We start from the raw sequence: 16,530 nt of genomic DNA, 5'->3' as shown, positions 1-16,530 counted from the left end.
CGGCAATCGACATGGGCAAGCCCATCGTCTACGGGGCGGACTACAGCGTCTATGTGCGCATCGTCTGCCTCACACTCGAGGAAAAGGGCGTCGACTACGAGCTCGTGCCGGTCGATGTTTTTGCGTCGGAAGGCATTCCGGCCTGGTATCTCGAGCACCATCCGTTCGGCCGCGTCCCGGCCTTCGAGCATGACGGGTTTCGCCTGTTCGAGGCGAGCGCGATCGCGCGTTTTGTGGACGAGACCTTCGAGGGTCCGACGCTGCAGCCGAAAGACGCGCGCGACCGGGCGCGGATGAACCAGATCATCGGCATCTTCGATGCCTATGGCTATCGGTCGATGGTCTGGGATGTCGCCGTCGAACGGCTGGAGAATACGCCGCCGGACGAGGCCGTGATCGCCACCGGGCTGGGGCAGGCGGAGACGGTGCTACGGGTGCTCACTTCACTCAAGGCTCCGGGCCCATGGCTGCTGGGCAGCGATTTGACGCTGGCCGACCTGCACGCGGCGCCGGTCATCGGCTATTTCGTCAAGGTCGCCGAAGGGCAAAAGCTGCTGGCCGAGTTCCCCGATATCCAGGCGTGGTGGACACACATCGCGGCGCGTCCAGGCTTTGCCAACAGGCTGACATAGGTCCGGGCGCGTCCATGGCTGACCTTTCTCACCAGGACGCACTCACCGTGGCCAGAATAGTCAGGGTCAACCACGCCGGCGAGTTCGGGGCGATCAGAATCTATTCGGCGCAGATTCTTGTCGCGAAACGTTTCTGGCCGGATTGCGTGCCGTCCCTGTCGGAGATGCTCGGGCACGAGCGCAATCACTGTGCTGCCTTCCGTGCCGCCATGCCGCCGCGGCATTCGCGACCGTGCCGGGTGATGCAATTCTGGAGTTGGGGCGGATGGCTGCTGGGTTTTGTGACGGCTCTGCTCGGACCGCAAGGCATCTGGGCCTGCACGGCCGCTGTGGAAGCGGCGGTGCATCGCCATCTGGACGACCAGTTGTTCTTTCTGATGGACCGTGATCGTGAGTTGCACGGCATCATCTTGGCAATCCGGGAGGAAGAGTTCGCCCATCTCCATCACGCCGAAGAGCAGCTGAAATCGCCCGGCCCGTTGTTGAACCTTCTGCGAGCGATGATTTCAATCGCCACGGATTGCCTGATCTGGCTGTCCACCTGGGTGACTCCAGCAGAATGACGCACGCGCTGAAATCGGCAAGGCAGGCCTAGTCGGCGACGCAGAAGGACCATAGCCGCCGAGAACAAGAACCTTCATGTGGTGGCTTTCAGGCTGCCTCGAGCGCCGCCCTTACCGCTGCAATCGCGTCGCCGGCCTTCGAGGCGTCGGGACCGCCGGCCTGGGCCATGTCCGGGCGGCCGCCGCCGCCCTGCCCGCCGAGTGCCGCGGACGCCACGCGCACCAGGTCGACGGCGCTGAAGCGGCCGAGCAAATCGTCCGTCACGGCGACCACGACGCTGGCCTTGTTGTCCTCGCCGGCACCGACGAAGACGACGACGCCGGAGCCGAGCGACGACTTGCCGGCGTCAGCCAGCGGCTTCAGATCCTTCGGCGCCACACCGGAGACGGCCTTGCCGAGGAAGCCGACGCCGGCGACGGTCTCGTTCTCGGCCGGCGCACCGGCGGCCGCGCCGCCGCCCAGCGCCAGTTTCTTGCGCGCTTCGGTCAGTTCCTTCTCGAGCTTCTTGCGCTCGTCGAGCAGCGCCTCGACGCGCGCCGGCACGTCGGCCGGCGCAATCTTCAGCGCCGCGGCAACCGTCTTCAGTCGTCTGTCCTGCTCGTCGAGATGTCTTCTGGCGGCCTCGCCGGTCAGTGCCTCGATGCGGCGCACGCCGGCAGCGACCGCGCTGTCCGAAACAACGCGCACCAGGCCGATGTCGCCGGTCGCCCTGACATGCGTGCCGCCGCAGAGCTCGACCGAATAGGGCCGGTTGGCCTTGGCGCCATGCAGGCCGGTGCCCATCGACACGACGCGCACCTCATCGCCGTATTTCTCGCCGAACAGCGCCATGGCGCCCTCGGCGATGGCGTCGTCGACCGACATCAGGCGCGTCGTCACCGGGCTGTTCTGGACAACGATCTCGTTCGCCATGCGCTCAACCTCTTCGAGGTCTTCTGGCGAAATCGGCTTGTTGTGCGAGATGTCGAAGCGCAAACGCTCGGGCGCGACCAGCGAGCCCTTCTGCGCCACATGGGTGCCCAGCACCTCGCGCAGCGCCTCGTGGATCAGATGCGTCGCCGAATGGTTGGCGCGCAGCCTGGAGCGGCGCGCACGGTCGACCTTCAGCTCGACGGCAGCGCCGGTCTTGACCGTACCGTTGGCCACCTTGCCGAGATGCACGAACAGGCCGTCGGCCTTCTTTTGCGTGTCGGAGATCTCGATCGAGAACCCTTCGCCTGAGATGACGCCGGTGTCGCCCATCTGGCCGCCGGACTCGCCGTAGAACGGCGTCTGGTTGACGACCACGGCAACCGCGTCGCCCTTGTCCGCGCTGTCGACGGTCTTGCCGTCGCTCACCAGCGCCAGGATGAGGCCTTCCGCCTGCTCGGTCTCGTAGCCGAGGAACTCGGTGGCGCCGGACTTTTCACGCACGGCGAACCAGACGGTCTCGGTCGCAGCGTCGCCGGAACCAGCCCAACTCTTGCGCGCCTCGGCCTTCTGCCGCTCCATCGCATCGGTGAAGCCGGCTAGATCGACCGATATGCTACGCTGGCGCAACGCGTCCTGCGTCAGGTCAAGCGGGAAGCCGTAGGTGTCGTAGAGCCTGAAGGCCGTCTCGCCATCCAGCATGTCGCCGGCGCCGAGCGTTTCCGTTGCGTCCGAAAGCAGGCCGAGGCCACGCGCCAGCGTCTTGCGGAAGCGGGTCTCTTCCAGCTTCAGCGTTTCGGTGATGAGCGCTTCGCCGCGCCCCAGCTCCGGATAGGCCTGGGCCATCTCGCGGACCAGCGCCGGCACCAGCTTCCACATCAGCGGCTCATTCGCGCCAAGCAGCTGCGCATGGCGCATGGCACGGCGCATGATGCGACGCAGCACATAGCCGCGGCCTTCATTGGACGGCAGCACGCCATCGGCCACCAGGAAACAGGAGGACCGCAGATGGTCGGCGATGACGCGGAACGACCCGACAGTGTCGGCATCCGGACCGCGGACGAGCGCGGACGACGCAGCATCGATCAGGTGACGGAACAGATCGGTTTCGAAAACGCTTTCCACCCCTTGCAGGATGGAGGCCATGCGCTCCAGGCCCATGCCGGTGTCGATCGACGGTCGCGGCAGGTCGATGCGCTCCTCCTTGGTCACCTGCTCATACTGCATGAACACCAGGTTCCAGAATTCGAGGAAGCGGTCGCCGTCCTCCTCGGGGGTGCCCGGAGGACCGCCCCAGATATGCTCGCCACGATCAATGAAGATCTCCGAGCACGGACCGCACGGACCGGTGTCGCCCATCGCCCAGAAATTGTCGGAGGTCGGGATGCGGATGATGCGATCGTCGGAGAAGCCGGCGATCTTCTTCCAGAAGCCGGCAGCTTCGTCGTCCGTGTGATAGACGGTTACCAGCAGCTTGTCCTTGTTCAGCCCGAACTCCTTGGTGATCAGGTTCCAGGCAAGCTCGATGGCGCGCTCCTTGAAATAGTCGCCAAAGGAGAAATTGCCGAGCATCTCGAAGAAGGTCAGGTGCCGCGCCGTGTAGCCGACATTGTCGAGGTCGTTGTGCTTGCCGCCGGCGCGCACACTCTTCTGCGCGGTCGTGGCACGCGAATAGGGCCGCTTCTCCAGACCGGTGAAGACGTTCTTGAACTGCACCATGCCGGCATTGGTGAACATCAGTGTCGGGTCGTTGCGCGGCACCAGCGGGCTCGACGCGACGACCTCGTGGCCCTCCTTGCGGAAATAGTCGAGAAATGTCGACCGGATCTCGTTCACGCCACTCATGAGTGCTGCCTTTTCGCGAAAACCGCCGGCAACCCGGCGGAAACTGGTTCTCTGCTTTTCAGAAGATAGACTTGGCCTTTTAGCGGGCACGCTCCACCCTGTCCAGAAACAGGGAATTGGGCCAATCCATGCCGCCCAAAAACAAAAACCGCCGGCTCGAGGCCGGCGGTTCGGAACGCGATACTGTAGAACTCGGTTACTTAAGCATCAGGTTATAAGCCGGGTTTATGGCCGAACTCTGGCCAGTGCCCTACATCGCGCCGGCTTCGTCCTCGAAACCGTCGTCTCCACCTTCGGAACCGCCATTTTCGAGGAATTTCTCGGCGATCAGCCCGGCATTCTGCCTGAGCGCCAATTCGATCTCGCGCGCCGTGTCGGGATTGTCGCGCAGGAACAGCTTGGCGTTCTCGCGGCCCTGGCCGAGGCGCTGCGAATTGTACGAGAACCAGGCGCCCGACTTCTCGACCACGCCGGCCTTGACGCCGAGGTCGACAAGCTCGCCGGTCTTGGAGACGCCCTCGCCATACATGATGTCGAACTCGACCACTTTGAAGGGCGGCGCCAGCTTGTTCTTGACCACCTTGACGCGGGTCTGGTTGCCGACGACCTCGTCGCGGTCCTTGACCGAGCCGATGCGGCGAATGTCGAGACGGACCGAGGCGTAGAATTTCAGCGCGTTGCCGCCGGTCGTGGTTTCGGGCGAGCCGAACATGACGCCGATCTTCATGCGGATCTGGTTGATGAAGATGACCATGGTGTTGGAGCGCGAAATCGAAGCAGTCAGCTTGCGCAGCGCCTGGCTCATCAGGCGGGCCTGCAGGCCGGGCAGCGAATCGCCCATCTCGCCCTCGATTTCGGCGCGCGGCGTCAGCGCGGCGACCGAATCGACCACCAGCACGTCGATGGCGCCGGAACGCACCAGCGTGTCGCAGATTTCCAACGCCTGCTCGCCGGTGTCGGGCTGCGAGATCAGCAGGTTTTCAAGGTCGACGCCGAGCTTGCGGGCATAGACCGGATCGAGCGCGTGCTCGGCATCGACGAAGGCGCAGATGCCGCCCTTCTTCTGGGCCTCCGCCACCGTGTGCAGCGCCAGCGTCGTCTTGCCCGAGCTTTCCGGCCCGTAGATCTCGATGATACGGCCGCGCGGCAGGCCACCGACGCCAAGCGCAATGTCGAGGCCAAGCGAGCCTGTCGGCACGGTTTCGATCTCGACGACCTGCTCGTTGGCGCCAAGCCGCATGATCGAGCCCTTGCCGAAAGCGCGCTCGATCTGCGACAGCGCCGCATCCAGGGCCTTTGATTTGTCCACTGCCTTATCCTCTACAAGCCGCAAAGTATTCTGAGCCATGATACATCACCCCTTGGTCGTCAATGAAGGCCGGACAATCCGTAATCCTCATTCATTTGTACCTTATTTGTTCTCGTTTGGCAAGGGGCGTCAACTTTCTGAAAAATAATCTTTTTCCGGATTTGTTCTTTTTTTGTCTCGCGATTTCGTTCCCGGATGTATCCCGCATTCGGTCAGCCGGTTCGATTGTATCGATCCACCGAATCGCTGCCTTGCCTGCGAAGCTCAGCCACACAACCTAGCGCTTGTGCGGCTGGAATAACAAAGGTCATATCGCCCGCATGATGACATCCCCAAAAATCCTGGCCGTGGGCGGCGCCCATATCGACCGGCGCGGCCAGGTGTCGGGTCCGTACGTGCCGGCCGCGTCCAACCCCGGCACGATGCGCGAGGATGTCGGCGGCGGCGTCTTCAACGCCCTGCGCAGCCTGGTGCGGCGCGGGGCTTCGGCCTCGCTGCTTTCGCTGCGTGGCGGCGATGCCTCGGGCGAGACGGTGTCGCGCGCCATTGCCGCGTCGGGCATTGCCGACCTGTCGGCAGTGTTCCTCGACCGCACCACGCCGAGCTACACTGCGCTGATCGACCGTGACGGCGAGTTGATTGTCGGCTTTGCCGACATGGCGCTGTACGATCTCGCCTTCCCCAAGCAGATCCGCCGCGCCAAGGTGCGCGAGGTGATTGCTGACACCGACGCAATCCTGTGCGACGCAAATCTGCCGACCACGGCACTCGAGCGGCTGGTGGCGCTGGCCAGCGTGAAGCCGGTGTTCGCCATCGCCATCTCGCCGGCCAAGGTGGTGCGGCTGGTGCCGGTGCTGGGCAGCCTGGCGCTGCTGTTCATGAACCGGCGCGAGGCTGTCGCGCTGGCCGGAGCAAGCGCCGATGCCACGGACCAGGGCCTCGTCGACGCGTTGCGGCGCGCCGGCCTCAAAAGTGCCGTGGTGACAGCGGGCGGGGCGCCGGTGCTGGCTTTCGACGGCGATGGGATTTTCGCCGTCGCTCCCCCTGCCCCCCGACGGATCGCCGACGTCACCGGCGCCGGCGATGCGCTGGCGGGCGCAACGATCGCCGCCCTGCTGCGCGGAGTGTCGCTGCGCGCCGCCCTTCGAGAAGGTGTCGCCGCGGCAACGCTTGCCATCGAGAGCAGCGATGCCGTGCCAGGCTTCACGGCGGCAAGCTTCGCCCAGATGCTGGCCCTTGTGCCGGAGGCGCGGGAAGTGGCATGAGGTCGGCCAGATCAGCTTGCCGGATCGGAGACAGACATGACGCCGGAAACCGCCCGCCCCTTCATCGACATCCACCCGCCGGTGGCTGAAGCGCTGGCTGGCGGCCGGCCGGTGGTGGCGCTGGAAAGCACCATCATCACCCATGGCATGCCCTATCCCGACAATGGCGCCATGGCGGCCAATGTCGAGAAGATCATCCAGGACAATGGCGCGGTGCCGGCGACGATCGCCGTGGTTTCCGGCCGCATCAAGATCGGGCTGTCAGACGGCGAGCGCGAATCGCTGGCGATGACGGGCGACGCCATGAAGCTGTCGCGCGCCGATCTCGGCTTTGCGGTCGCTCAAGGCCGCACCGGCGGCACCACGGTCGCCGCCACCATGATCGCGGCGCATATGGCCGGGATAAACGTGTTCGCCACCGGCGGCATTGGCGGCGTGCACAAGGGGGCTGAAAAGAGTTTTGATATCTCGGCCGATCTCGACGAACTGGCGCGCACGCCGGTCATCGTGGTGTCGGCCGGCGCCAAGGCGATCCTCGACATCGAAAAGACGCTGGAGGTGCTGGAGACGCGCGGCGTGCCGGTCGTCGGCCATGGCTGCGAGACGATGCCGGCCTTCTGGTCGCGGCATTCGCCGTTCCGGGCGCCGCTAACCTTGCATGCGCCGGAAGACATCGCGCATTTCTACCGGACGCGACTGGCGCTCGGCTTGAGCGGCGGCATATTGATCGCCAATCCGGTGCCGGAAGATCACGAGATTCCGGCCAGCGAAATGGACGGCCATATCCAGGCCGCGCAAAAGGCCGCCGAGGCGCTGAACGTCACCGGCAAGGCGGTGACGCCGTTCCTGCTGTCGAAAATCCTCGAGCTGACCGGCGGCCGGAGCCTGAAGACCAACATCGCGCTGGTCGAGAACAATGCGCGGCTGGCGGCGAGGATTGCGAAGGCGCTTTAGGCCTACTTCCCCGCCCGCCTTCCCGCCTCATGGGCCCGGCGCGCCCAGACCGCCATCTCGTCTGGATCGTCGAAGGCGCTGTCGGGGACGCTCCAGTAGGGCATCGAAACCTGCTTGCCGTGCCGCGAGCCGGTATAGGTCCACTGCCGGCAGCCGGCGGCCTCGAAGTCGGGCGCACTTTGTTCGTCGGCCTTCAGCATCAATTCGCCGCGCACCACGATGGCGACGATGACGCCGTCGCAATAGATGCCCTTGCCGCCGAACAGTTTTCGGATGCTGACCGGACCAAGGCTTTCAAAAAGTTCTTCTATGCGTTCGTTCTCCATGCGGCGATCATGTCAGCCGCATCCGGCCTTGTCATCGCCGCAACCAAAACCATGCTGACAAGGTTGAGGGAAAAACACATCGGAGTTCCAATATGCCGCTGCTGCTCAAAGGGTCCTGTCGCTGCAATGCCATCCGTTTCGAGGTGGAAAGCCACACGCCGGTACCGTTCATGCTCTGCTACTGCTCGATCTGCCGCAAGCAGCAGGGCGGTGGCGGCTTCGCCATCAATCTCGGCGCCGACTACGACACGCTTAAGATCACCGGCAAGCGCAATCTCGGCGTCTACCGGGCCGAGATCGAGGATGACGAACATCCGCAGTGCGAGACTTCAACGGCTGAGCGCAACTTCTGCCGAAAATGCGGTACAGCGCTCTGGGTGTATGACCCTACCTGGCCGGACCTGGTCCATCCCTTCGCCTCGGCGGTCGACACCGATCTGCCCAAGCCGCCGGAGAAGGTGCATCTGATGCTGAAATACAGGGCGAACTGGGTCGAGCCGGAGATCGGCAGGAACGACAAGGTGTTCGACCTCTACCCCGCGGAATCGATCGCCGACTGGCACAAGCGGACAGGGATGTGGGTGGAGTGATTGTCTTCTCCCCGTTTGCGGGGAGAAGATGCCGGCAGGCAGATGAGGGGCGGCGCATACTTTAGAGAGGCTGGCTCTGCCCCTCATCCGGCCCTTCGGGCCACCTTCTCCCCGTGAACGGGACGAAGGGAGAGGTCTCAGGCCGAAGCGCGCGCCTCGGCGAGTGCCTTCAGATCGGCCGGCTTCAGTTCGACCGATTCCCCGCAGCCGCAGGCCGAGCTCTGGTTCGGGTTGCGGAAGGTGAAGCCGGTGCGCAGGGTCGTCTGCTCGAAATCCATCTCGGTGCCGAACAGGAAAAGTGCCGCCTCCGGCGCGACATAGACATGGGCGCCGTCGCGCTCGATATGGTCGTCCTTGGTGATGGGCTCGGTCACCAGATCGACGGTGTATTCCATGCCGGCGCAGCCGCCCTTCTTGATGCCGAGGCGAATGCCATGCGCGTTTTCACGGGTGGCGACGATCTCGCGCACCCGGTCGGCGGCCTTTTCGGTCATCGTGATGACGGCGAAGCGTCCCATCTTTTCTCTCTCTCCATTCCATGCAGGTTCAAGGCCTGCCGAATGATTCTTCACCTAAAATGGTGAAGTTTTATGCCAGGCGCAAGTGCGCCAACCCATTGTCCGACCGATGCTAATACCAGCCGACCGCCACCTGCGCCTCTTCCGACATGCGGTCGGGCGACCAGGGCGGGTCGAAGGTCATGCTGACCTCGACGCCGGAAACGCCTTCGACGGCGCCGACGGCATTCTCCACCCAGCCGGGCATTTCGCCCGCCACCGGGCAGCCGGGCGCGGTCAGCGTCATGTCGATCTTGACCGAGCGGTCGTCCTCGATATCGATCTTGTAGATCAGGCCGAGTTCGTAGATGTCGGCCGGGATTTCCGGGTCGTAGACCGTCTTCAGCGCCGAGACGATGTCGTCGGTCAGGCGCGCCAGTTCGTCGGCGGGAATGGCCGAGGCGGAAACCAGCGGGTTAATGGCTGCTTCCGGTGCGGTCTCGGTGGTGTGGCTAGCGTCATCCATGATCGTCACCCGAAGAACTTGCGCGCTTTTTCCAGCGCATCGGCCAAAGCGTCGACTTCGGCCCTGGTATTATACATGCCGAACGATGCCCTGCATGTGGAGGTTACGCCAAAGCGTTTCAACAGCGGCTGGGCGCAATGCGTGCCCGCCCGCACTGCCACGCCTTGCCTGTCGATCACCATCGATACGTCATGGGCATGGATGCCCTGCAACTCGAACGAGATGATGGCGCCCTTGCCGGGCGCGTCGCCGAAGATGCGCAGCGAATTGATGGCGCGCAGGCGCTCATGCGCATAGTCCTTCAGATCGGCCTCGTGGGCGGCGATGCGCTCGCGGCCGATTTTGTCCATATAGTCGAGTGCCGCGCCCAGGCCGATCGCCTGCACGATCGGCGGCGTGCCGGCCTCGAAACGGTGCGGCGGCTCGTTGTAGGTGACGATGTCTTCCGTCACCTCCTCGATCATCTCGCCGCCACCCATGAAGGGGCGCATGCGCTCGAGAATATCCTTCTTGCCGTAGAGCACGCCGATGCCCGAGGGGCCGTAGACCTTGTGGCCGGTGAAGACGAAGAAATCGCAGTCGAGGTCCTGCACGTCGATCGGCATGTGCACGGCGCTCTGGCTGCCGTCGACCAGCACCGGAATGTTTTTCGCGTGCGCGATGCGGACGATCTCCTTGATCGGCGTCACGGTGCCCAGCGCGTTCGACATCTGGGTAATGGCGACAAGCTTCGTCCTGTTCGTCAGGCGCTTCTCGAATTCCTCGATGTGGAAGACACCGAGATCGTCGACCGGCACCCAGACCAGCTTGGCGCCCTGCCGCTCGCGGATGAAATGCCACGGCACGATGTTGGAATGGTGCTCCATGATCGACAGCACGATCTCGTCGCCCTCGCCGATATTGGGCATGCCGTAGCCATAGGCGACGGTGTTGATCGCCGAGGTGGTGTTCGAGGTGAAGACGATGTTGTCGGTACTCGGCGCGTTGAGGAAACGGCGCACCGTCTCGCGCGCCTTCTCATAGGCGTCGGTCGCGGCATTGGACAGGAAATGCAGGCCGCGATGGACGTTGGCATATTCCTGGCTGTAGGCGTGCTGGATGGCGTCGAGCACCGCCTGCGGCTTCTGTGCCGAGGCGCCGTTATCGAGATAGACCAGCGGCTTGCCGTAGACTTCCCGCGACAGGATCGGGAAATCGCGGCGGATCGCCTCGACGTCGTAGAAATCTCCGATCTTGCCTGGTGCGTTCATCACTTCACCCGTGCGCGACGAACCAGTCGTCGAGCCTTGCTTCCAGCGCGTCGACGATCGCCTCGTCGTCCAGTTCCTCGATCACCTCGGCGATGAAGGCTTTCACCAGCAGGCCCCGCGCGCTCTTCTCGTCGATGCCGCGCGCCATCAGGTAGAACAGATGGTCGTGATCGATCTCGGTGACGGTGGCGCCGTGGCCGCAGACGACGTCGTCGGCGAAGATTTCCAGCTCGGGCTTGGTCGAGAACTCGCCATCGTCGGACAGAAGCAGCGTATTGCAGGTCATCTTGGCGTTGGTCTTCTGCGCATACTGGTGGACGTTGATGCGGCCCTGGAACACGCCGCGCGCCTTGCCGGTCACCACGTTGCGGATCACTTCCGTCGAGGTGGTGTGCGGCACGGCATGGTCGAGCACCATGGTCACGTCGGTATGGGTATCGCCGGCAAGCAGGTTGATGCCGCGCAGTTTGAAGTCGGCCCCTTCGCCCGTCGTCCTGACCACAATCTCCTGGCGCACGAGCTTGCCGCCGGCGTTCATGACAAACAGCGTCAGCTTCGAATTCTTGCCGAGATGCGCCTTGAACTGCGCCAGGTGCGTCGCCGTATCCGGCTGCTCCTGCACGATCAGCCATGTCACCTCGGCGCCCTCGCCGAGCACGAGCTGGCTGACCGAGCTGACCAAGGCTGCGCCCTCGCCGGTCTGGCGTTCGACGATGGTCGCCTTGGCTCCGTCGCCCACGCGCGTCAGCAGACGCACATGCGTCTGGCCAGCGGACTGCAGGTTCTGCAGTTCGAGCGGCCTGTCCAGCCCGGCACCGTCGGCGATGTCGACGAAATAGCCGTCAGCGACGAAAGCGGTGTTCAGCGCACCGATAGCATCATCGGAACCGTAGGAGTCGAGCCCCGGTGCGACGCTGCCGTCGGTCAGCTTTTCCGACAGGCGCTGCACAGTCACACCGTCGATCTCGGGCAGCTTCGTGCTGGACACGCCGTTCAGCACCGGCAGGACGGCAGAGCCTTCAATCACCGGCGCGATGGCTTTGGTGGCGGCTGCCGGATCGAAGGCCGGCACCGAGGTCAGCAAGCGGCGCAAATCCGTATAGTGCCAGGACTCGACGCGCCGCGTCGGCAGGCCGTGCTTGATCGCCTCGATGGCGTCGTCGCGCTTCACCATCACCGCGCCGTCGCCGGGCAGCAGCGACAGCCGCTCGCCGAAGGCGTCGATCAACGCCGTTTCGGCCGGGGTCCGCTGCGGTTGTGCGTGCATGTTCATCAGTTCCGCCCCTGGCATCTCACGCGGCTTCGCCGATCACACCGGCATAGCCATTGGCTTCGAGGTCGAGCGCCAGCGACTTGTCGCCCGACTTGATGACCTGGCCCTTGTAGAGCACGTGCACCGAGTCCGGCACGATGTGCTCGAGCAGGCGCTGGTAGTGGGTGATGACGACGATGGCGCGCTCCGGCGAGCGCAGCGCGTTGACGCCGTCCGAGACGATCTTCAGCGCATCGATGTCGAGGCCGGAATCGGTCTCGTCGAGCACGCAAAGTTTTGGTTCGAGCAGCTTCATCTGCAGGATCTCGGCGCGCTTCTTCTCGCCGCCGGAAAAGCCGACATTGAGCGGCCGCTTCAGCATCGCCATGTCCATGTTGAGCGAGCCGGCGGCGTCCTTCACGCGCTTCAAGAATTCCGGAATTTTCAGCGGCTCCTCGCCACGCGCCTTGCGCTGCTCGTTCATCGCCACTTTCAGGAATTCCATCGTCGCCACACCCGGTATCTCCATCGGGTATTGGAAAGCCAGGAAGATGCCCGCGGTGGCACGCTCGGCCGGATCCATTTCCATGATCGACTGGCCGTTGTAGAGGATGTCGCCTTCGGTGACCTCATAGTCCTCGCGGCCGGCGAGTATGTAGGACAGCGTCGACTTGCCCGAGCCGTTCGGGCCCATGATGGCGGCGACCTCGCCGGCTTGCACCGTCAGGTTCAGGCCGCGGATGATCTCGGTGCCGTCATCGACGATGCGGGCATGCAGGTTTCTGATTTCAAGCATTCTTTTGTTTCCTGAATATCTGTCCGGTCAGCCGACCGAGCCCTCGAGCGAGATCCCGATCAGCTTCTGCGCCTCGACGGCGAATTCCATCGGCAGTTGCTGGATGACGTCCTTGACGAAGCCGTTGACGATCAGCGCGATCGCCTCCTCCTCGGGAATGCCGCGCTGCATGACGTAGAATTTCTGGTCCTCGGAAATCTTCGAGGTGGTCGCTTCATGCTCGAACTGTGCGGTCGAGTTCTTGGCTTCCATGTAAGGCACGGTGTGGGCGCCGCACTGGTCGCCGATCAGCAGCGAGTCGCAGTTGGTAAAGTTGCGGGCGTTGGTCGCCTTGCGGTGCGCCGAGACCTGGCCGCGATAGGTGTTCTGCGAGAAGCCGGCCGCGATGCCCTTGGAGATGATGCGGCTCGACGTGTTCTTGCCGAGATGGATCATCTTGGTGCCGCTGTCGACCTGCTGGTAGCCGTTCGACACCGCGATCGAATAGAACTCGCCGCTGGAATCGTCGCCGCGCAGGATGCAGCTCGGATATTTCCAGGTGATGGCCGAGCCGGTCTCGACCTGCGTCCACGAGATCTTCGAACGGTGGCCACGGCAATCGCCGCGCTTGGTGACGAAATTGTAGATGCCGCCCTTGCCCTCGGCATCGCCGGGGTACCAGTTCTGCACCGTCGAATATTTGATCTCGGCATCGTCGAGCGCGACCAGCTCGACCACCGCGGCATGCAGCTGGTTCTCGTCGCGTTGCGGCGCCGTGCAGCCTTCGAGATAGGAGACGTAAGCCCCTTCCTCGGCGATGATCAGCGTGCGCTCGAACTGGCCGGTGTTCTTCTCGTTCATGCGGAAATAGGTCGACAGCTCCATCGGGCAGCGCACGCCCTTGGGCACGAAGACGAAGGAGCCGTCGGTGAACACGGCGGTGTTCAGCGTGGCGTAGAAATTGTCGGAGGTCGGCACGACCGAGCCGAGGTATTTCTTCACCAGCTCCGGATGCTCGCGGATCGCTTCCGAGATCGAGCAGAAGATGACACCGGCCTGCGCCAGTTCCTTCTTGAAAGTGGTGACGACGGACACGGAATCGAACACCGCGTCGACGGCGACGCGGCCCGACTTGTAGACATTGTCGCTGGCTTCCTCGAATTCCGACACGTCGGTCTTCTGCACGCCGGCGAGGATTTCCTGCTCCCTGAGCGGAATGCCGAGTTTTTCGTAGACCTTCAAGAGTTCCGGATCGACGTCGCTGAGCGAGGTCGGGCCGGGCGTGCTCTTCGGCGCCGCGTAATAGTAGATGTCCTGGAAATCGATCTTCGGATACTCGACGCGCGCCCAGGTCGGCTCGTCCAGCGTCAGCCAGCGGCGATAGGCCTCCAGACGCCATTCCAGCATCCAGGACGGTTCGTCCTTCTTGGCCGAGATGAAGCGAATAATGTCTTCGCTCAGGCCCTTGGGGGCCTTGTCCATCGCGATCTCTGTCTGGAATCCGTATTTATACTGGTCGACGTCGATCTTTCGGACCCGATCGATCGTGTCCTGCACAGCAGGCATAAGCGTTCTCCATCCACGCCGGGGTCAAGGCCCGACAGTTTTCAAACTATGGCATCGCCAACGAGCACCCGCAGGGCACCCGAGGCGGCGTAAGTTCCATATAGTGCGTCCCGACCGGGAATTCACCCGGCCACTTTGAAACGCACGGCTCTACCAGGCCTTTGCGGCCAGCATTCCTTTTGCCGCCCTCAAGCGGCCTTTTCCCTGCCCGCCCGGCGCGCGGCGATAGCTGCCAGCGCTGCGCGGAACAGTTCAATGTCCTCGGCGCTCGTTGCGTGGCCGATGGACACGCGCAAGGCACCAAGACCGTCGCCATAGCCCATGGCCTTCAGCACATGGCTCGGACCGACCTTGCCCGACGAACAGGCCGATCCCGCCGACAGGGCGACGCCCGCCAGATCGAAGGCGATCTGCGCCGTCTCGGCCTTGATGCCGGGAATAGCGAAGAATGTCGTGTTGGCAAGCCTTGGAGCGCCGGTTCCGAAGATTTCCACGTCCGGAACCAGTGTTTTGACGATCGTTTCGACCTCATCACGGCGGTGGGCGAGCGTATCGACGTCGTTCAGTGCGGCCAGCGCCTGTCGTGCCGCGGCGCCAAACCCGGCGATGGCCGCCAGGTTTTCGGTGCCGCCGCGGTGGCCCTTTTCCTGGCCGCCGCCATTGACCAGAGACTTCGGCATCATCAGGTCAGACGCCGCAATCATGGCGCCGACGCCCTTGGGGCCGCCGATCTTGTGCGAGGACAGGATCAGATAGTCGGTGTAAGGCGCCGACATGTCTATGGGGATACGGCCGGCCGCCTGCACCGCGTCGACGACGAGTATTCCGCCCGCCGCCTTGACGATTTCGGCAATGCGGTCGATGGGCTGGATGACGCCGGTCTCGTTGTTGGCGGCATGGATTGCCACCAGCGGCAGGCCATCGGCCTTGTCATGGGCGGCAAGGGCCGCCGCCAATGCGCCGAGATCGGCGATGCCGTTGGCGTCGACGCCGATCCGGGTCAGTTGCGCCGCCGGGAAGCGGCCGCCATTGAGCAAGCACGGGTGATCGGCCTCGGACACGTAGAGCCAGCTCATTCGGACAGTGCCGCGTCCCATCTGCCAGTCGGGCGAAAGAAGCGTCGAGGCGGCTTCCGTCGCGCCCGAGGTGAACACGACATGCTCCGGCTTGGCGTTGACCAGGCGGGCGACTTCGCGCCTCGCATCCTCGATCAACCTCCGCGCGGCGCGGCCCTCGGCATGGACCGACGACGGATTGGCGCCGACATCGAGCGCGCCAACCATGGCCGCGCGCGCCTCTGCAGTGAGTGGCGCGCTGGCATTGTAGTCGAGATAGGCGCGAGTTGCGGCCATTTTCCTTCAATTGGTCCCGTCAAAAGCCATTCGGCGAGGATAGCGCGTTATTTCCTTGAAATCGCAAGGCAAGCCGTCCTATTTACCCGGCTTGCGGCGAGGGCGGCCTGGCCGGCAGGTTTTGGCCACCCAGTTTTGAACAATTCTAAACTAGCTTCTAAGAAGACGCTCGCCCTGCGTCAAGGCCAGAGGAAAGAGTGTTCCGGGCGCCGCGCATTCTTATGCCATGTGGAGTATTTTATGCCTGAGGTCATTTTTACCGGTCCGGCCGGCCGCCTTGAGGGTCGCTACCAGCCTTCCAAGGAAAAGAGCGCGCCGATCGCCATTGTGCTGCACCCGCACCCGCAGTTCGGCGGCACGATGAACAACAAGATCGTCTACGACCTCTTCTACATGTTCCAGAAGCGGGATTTCACCACGCTTCGCTTCAATTTCCGCGGCATCGGCCGCAGCCAGGGCGAATTCGACCACGGCACCGGCGAGTTGTCGGATGCGGCCGCCGCGCTCGACTGGGTGCAGTCGCTGCACCCGGATTCCAAGAGCTGCTGGGTCGCCGGCTATTCGTTCGGCTCGTGGATCGGCATGCAGCTTCTGATGCGTCGCCCCGAGATCGAGGGCTTCATCTCGATCGCACCGCAGCCCAACACCTATGATTTCTCGTTCCTGGCGCCCTGCCCGTCGTCGGGCCTGATCATCCATGGCGACGCCGACAAGGTGGCGCCGCCCAAGGACGTGCAGGCGCTGGTCGACAAGCTGCACACGCAAAAGGGCATCACCATCACCCAGAAGACCCTGCCTGGCGCCAACCATTTCTTCGCCAATGACGCGGACCTGCTGCTGCAGGAATGCGCTGATTACCTCGACCGGCGGCTGGCCGGCGAGTTGTCGGACCCGCGGCCGAAGCGGCTGAGGTAGGGA

16 protein-coding genes are annotated in these 16,530 nt (G+C 63.7%); 6 read left to right on the top strand and 10 right to left on the bottom strand.

Features of this window, described 5'->3' with window-relative positions:
• Positions 1 to 11: 11 nt before the first annotated feature.
• Together ACSQ3Z_RS29240 and ACSQ3Z_RS29235 are read left to right on the top strand one after the other, a co-directional pair.
• On the top strand, positions 12 to 632 hold the full coding sequence (locus ACSQ3Z_RS29240) for a glutathione S-transferase family protein (RefSeq protein ID WP_436174723.1): 621 nt from the start codon (positions 12 to 14) through the stop codon (positions 630 to 632).
• A complete protein-coding gene (locus tag ACSQ3Z_RS29235) occupies positions 584 to 1,195 on the top strand; it encodes a demethoxyubiquinone hydroxylase family protein (RefSeq protein WP_436174722.1) in 612 nt (203 codons plus the stop codon). Before ACSQ3Z_RS29240 ends, ACSQ3Z_RS29235 begins: the two co-directional genes overlap by 49 nt.
• 88 nt (positions 1,196 to 1,283) lie before the next feature.
• Here ACSQ3Z_RS29235 and alaS read toward each other — a convergent pair whose 3' ends face one another.
• Both alaS and recA read right to left on the bottom strand, forming a co-directional pair.
• Positions 1,284 to 3,950, bottom strand: coding sequence for an alanine--tRNA ligase (gene alaS / locus ACSQ3Z_RS29230; RefSeq protein WP_436174721.1), 2,667 nt, complete (start codon positions 3,948 to 3,950; stop codon positions 1,284 to 1,286).
• 250 nt (positions 3,951 to 4,200) lie between these two features.
• Positions 4,201 to 5,298 carry a recombinase RecA gene (gene recA, locus ACSQ3Z_RS29225; RefSeq protein ID WP_027028105.1) on the bottom strand — a complete coding sequence of 366 codons (1,098 nt, stop codon included), beginning with the start codon at positions 5,296 to 5,298 and terminating at the stop codon, positions 4,201 to 4,203.
• Positions 5,299 to 5,579: 281 nt separating this feature from the next.
• Here recA and ACSQ3Z_RS29220 point away from each other — a divergent pair, with 281 nt between their 5' ends.
• Positions 5,580 to 6,524, top strand: a complete 945-nt coding sequence (locus tag ACSQ3Z_RS29220; RefSeq protein WP_436174720.1) for a carbohydrate kinase family protein — start codon at positions 5,580 to 5,582, stop codon at positions 6,522 to 6,524.
• A 36-nt stretch (positions 6,525 to 6,560) separates the two neighbouring features.
• Complete coding sequence (locus tag ACSQ3Z_RS29215; protein WP_436174719.1) at positions 6,561 to 7,478, top strand: pseudouridine-5'-phosphate glycosidase; 918 nt, start codon at positions 6,561 to 6,563, stop codon at positions 7,476 to 7,478.
• Positions 7,479 to 7,480: 2 nt separating this feature from the next.
• On the opposite strand, the gene ACSQ3Z_RS29210 is transcribed toward ACSQ3Z_RS29215, so the two are convergent.
• Positions 7,481 to 7,804 (bottom strand): TfoX/Sxy family protein, encoded by a 324-nt coding sequence (locus tag ACSQ3Z_RS29210; RefSeq protein ID WP_436174718.1) that lies wholly within the window; start codon positions 7,802 to 7,804, stop codon positions 7,481 to 7,483.
• Positions 7,805 to 7,896: 92 nt separating this feature from the next.
• On the opposite strand from ACSQ3Z_RS29210, the gene ACSQ3Z_RS29205 reads away from it, so the two are divergent.
• Positions 7,897 to 8,394, top strand: a complete 498-nt coding sequence (locus ACSQ3Z_RS29205; RefSeq protein WP_436174717.1) for a GFA family protein — start codon at positions 7,897 to 7,899, stop codon at positions 8,392 to 8,394.
• 137 nt (positions 8,395 to 8,531) lie between these two features.
• On the opposite strand, the gene sufA is transcribed toward ACSQ3Z_RS29205, so the two are convergent.
• The 7 genes from sufA to ACSQ3Z_RS29170 form a co-directional block, all read right to left on the bottom strand.
• Positions 8,532 to 8,912: a Fe-S cluster assembly scaffold SufA gene (gene sufA, locus ACSQ3Z_RS29200; RefSeq protein WP_436174716.1), complete on the bottom strand. Its 381-nt coding sequence runs from the start codon at positions 8,910 to 8,912 to the stop codon at positions 8,532 to 8,534.
• Between the two features lie 112 nt (positions 8,913 to 9,024).
• Complete coding sequence (locus ACSQ3Z_RS29195) at positions 9,025 to 9,417, bottom strand: SUF system Fe-S cluster assembly protein (RefSeq protein WP_436174715.1); 393 nt, start codon at positions 9,415 to 9,417, stop codon at positions 9,025 to 9,027.
• Positions 9,418 to 9,422: 5 nt separating this feature from the next.
• Positions 9,423 to 10,667, bottom strand: a complete 1,245-nt coding sequence (locus ACSQ3Z_RS29190; RefSeq protein ID WP_436174714.1) for a cysteine desulfurase — start codon at positions 10,665 to 10,667, stop codon at positions 9,423 to 9,425.
• A 4-nt stretch (positions 10,668 to 10,671) separates the two neighbouring features.
• Complete coding sequence (gene sufD, locus ACSQ3Z_RS29185) at positions 10,672 to 11,940, bottom strand: Fe-S cluster assembly protein SufD (protein WP_436174713.1); 1,269 nt, start codon at positions 11,938 to 11,940, stop codon at positions 10,672 to 10,674.
• A 19-nt stretch (positions 11,941 to 11,959) separates the two neighbouring features.
• Positions 11,960 to 12,715 carry a Fe-S cluster assembly ATPase SufC gene (sufC, locus tag ACSQ3Z_RS29180; protein ID WP_436174712.1) on the bottom strand — a complete coding sequence of 252 codons (756 nt, stop codon included), beginning with the start codon at positions 12,713 to 12,715 and terminating at the stop codon, positions 11,960 to 11,962.
• A 27-nt stretch (positions 12,716 to 12,742) separates the two neighbouring features.
• On the bottom strand, positions 12,743 to 14,260 hold the full coding sequence (gene sufB, locus ACSQ3Z_RS29175; RefSeq protein WP_436174711.1) for a Fe-S cluster assembly protein SufB: 1,518 nt from the start codon (positions 14,258 to 14,260) through the stop codon (positions 12,743 to 12,745).
• Positions 14,261 to 14,448: 188 nt separating this feature from the next.
• The gene (locus ACSQ3Z_RS29170; RefSeq protein WP_436174710.1) at positions 14,449 to 15,612 is read right to left on the bottom strand and encodes a cysteine desulfurase family protein; all 1,164 of its coding nucleotides are present in this window, start codon (positions 15,610 to 15,612) and stop codon (positions 14,449 to 14,451) included.
• A gap of 240 nt (positions 15,613 to 15,852) precedes the next feature.
• On the opposite strand from ACSQ3Z_RS29170, the gene ACSQ3Z_RS29165 reads away from it, so the two are divergent.
• Positions 15,853 to 16,527, top strand: a complete 675-nt coding sequence (locus ACSQ3Z_RS29165) for an alpha/beta hydrolase (RefSeq protein WP_006205994.1) — start codon at positions 15,853 to 15,855, stop codon at positions 16,525 to 16,527.
• Positions 16,528 to 16,530 lie beyond the last annotated feature (3 nt).

Origin of the sequence: Mesorhizobium sp. LjNodule214, assembly GCF_964252735.1 — a bacterium.
GTDB lineage: Bacteria > Pseudomonadota > Alphaproteobacteria > Rhizobiales > Rhizobiaceae > Mesorhizobium.
The sequence above is the reverse complement of the archived record's forward strand: the minus strand, read 5'-3'. Positions and strand labels throughout refer to the sequence as shown.

Bases quoted from the DNA above. Each gene is read 5' to 3' on its own strand.
- sufA (WP_436174716.1), bottom strand. From the start codon at position 8,912: ATGGGACGCTTCGCCGTCATCACGATGACCGAAAAGGCCGCCGACCGG.
- ACSQ3Z_RS29165 (WP_006205994.1), top strand. From the start codon at position 15,853: ATGCCTGAGGTCATTTTTACCGGTCCGGCCGGCCGCCTTGAGGGTCGC.
- sufD (WP_436174713.1), bottom strand. From the start codon at position 11,940: ATGAACATGCACGCACAACCGCAGCGGACCCCGGCCGAAACGGCGTTG.
- ACSQ3Z_RS29215 (WP_436174719.1), top strand. From the start codon at position 6,561: ATGACGCCGGAAACCGCCCGCCCCTTCATCGACATCCACCCGCCGGTG.
- ACSQ3Z_RS29210 (WP_436174718.1), bottom strand. From the start codon at position 7,804: ATGGAGAACGAACGCATAGAAGAACTTTTTGAAAGCCTTGGTCCGGTC.
- ACSQ3Z_RS29240 (WP_436174723.1), top strand. From the start codon at position 12: ATGGGCAAGCCCATCGTCTACGGGGCGGACTACAGCGTCTATGTGCGC.
- ACSQ3Z_RS29195 (WP_436174715.1), bottom strand. From the start codon at position 9,417: ATGGATGACGCTAGCCACACCACCGAGACCGCACCGGAAGCAGCCATT.
- ACSQ3Z_RS29220 (WP_436174720.1), top strand. From the start codon at position 5,580: ATGATGACATCCCCAAAAATCCTGGCCGTGGGCGGCGCCCATATCGAC.
- sufB (WP_436174711.1), bottom strand. From the start codon at position 14,260: ATGCCTGCTGTGCAGGACACGATCGATCGGGTCCGAAAGATCGACGTC.
- ACSQ3Z_RS29205 (WP_436174717.1), top strand. From the start codon at position 7,897: ATGCCGCTGCTGCTCAAAGGGTCCTGTCGCTGCAATGCCATCCGTTTC.
- ACSQ3Z_RS29190 (WP_436174714.1), bottom strand. From the start codon at position 10,667: ATGAACGCACCAGGCAAGATCGGAGATTTCTACGACGTCGAGGCGATC.
- alaS (WP_436174721.1), bottom strand. From the start codon at position 3,950: ATGAGTGGCGTGAACGAGATCCGGTCGACATTTCTCGACTATTTCCGC.
- recA (WP_027028105.1), bottom strand. From the start codon at position 5,298: ATGGCTCAGAATACTTTGCGGCTTGTAGAGGATAAGGCAGTGGACAAA.
- sufC (WP_436174712.1), bottom strand. From the start codon at position 12,715: ATGCTTGAAATCAGAAACCTGCATGCCCGCATCGTCGATGACGGCACC.
- ACSQ3Z_RS29170 (WP_436174710.1), bottom strand. From the start codon at position 15,612: ATGGCCGCAACTCGCGCCTATCTCGACTACAATGCCAGCGCGCCACTC.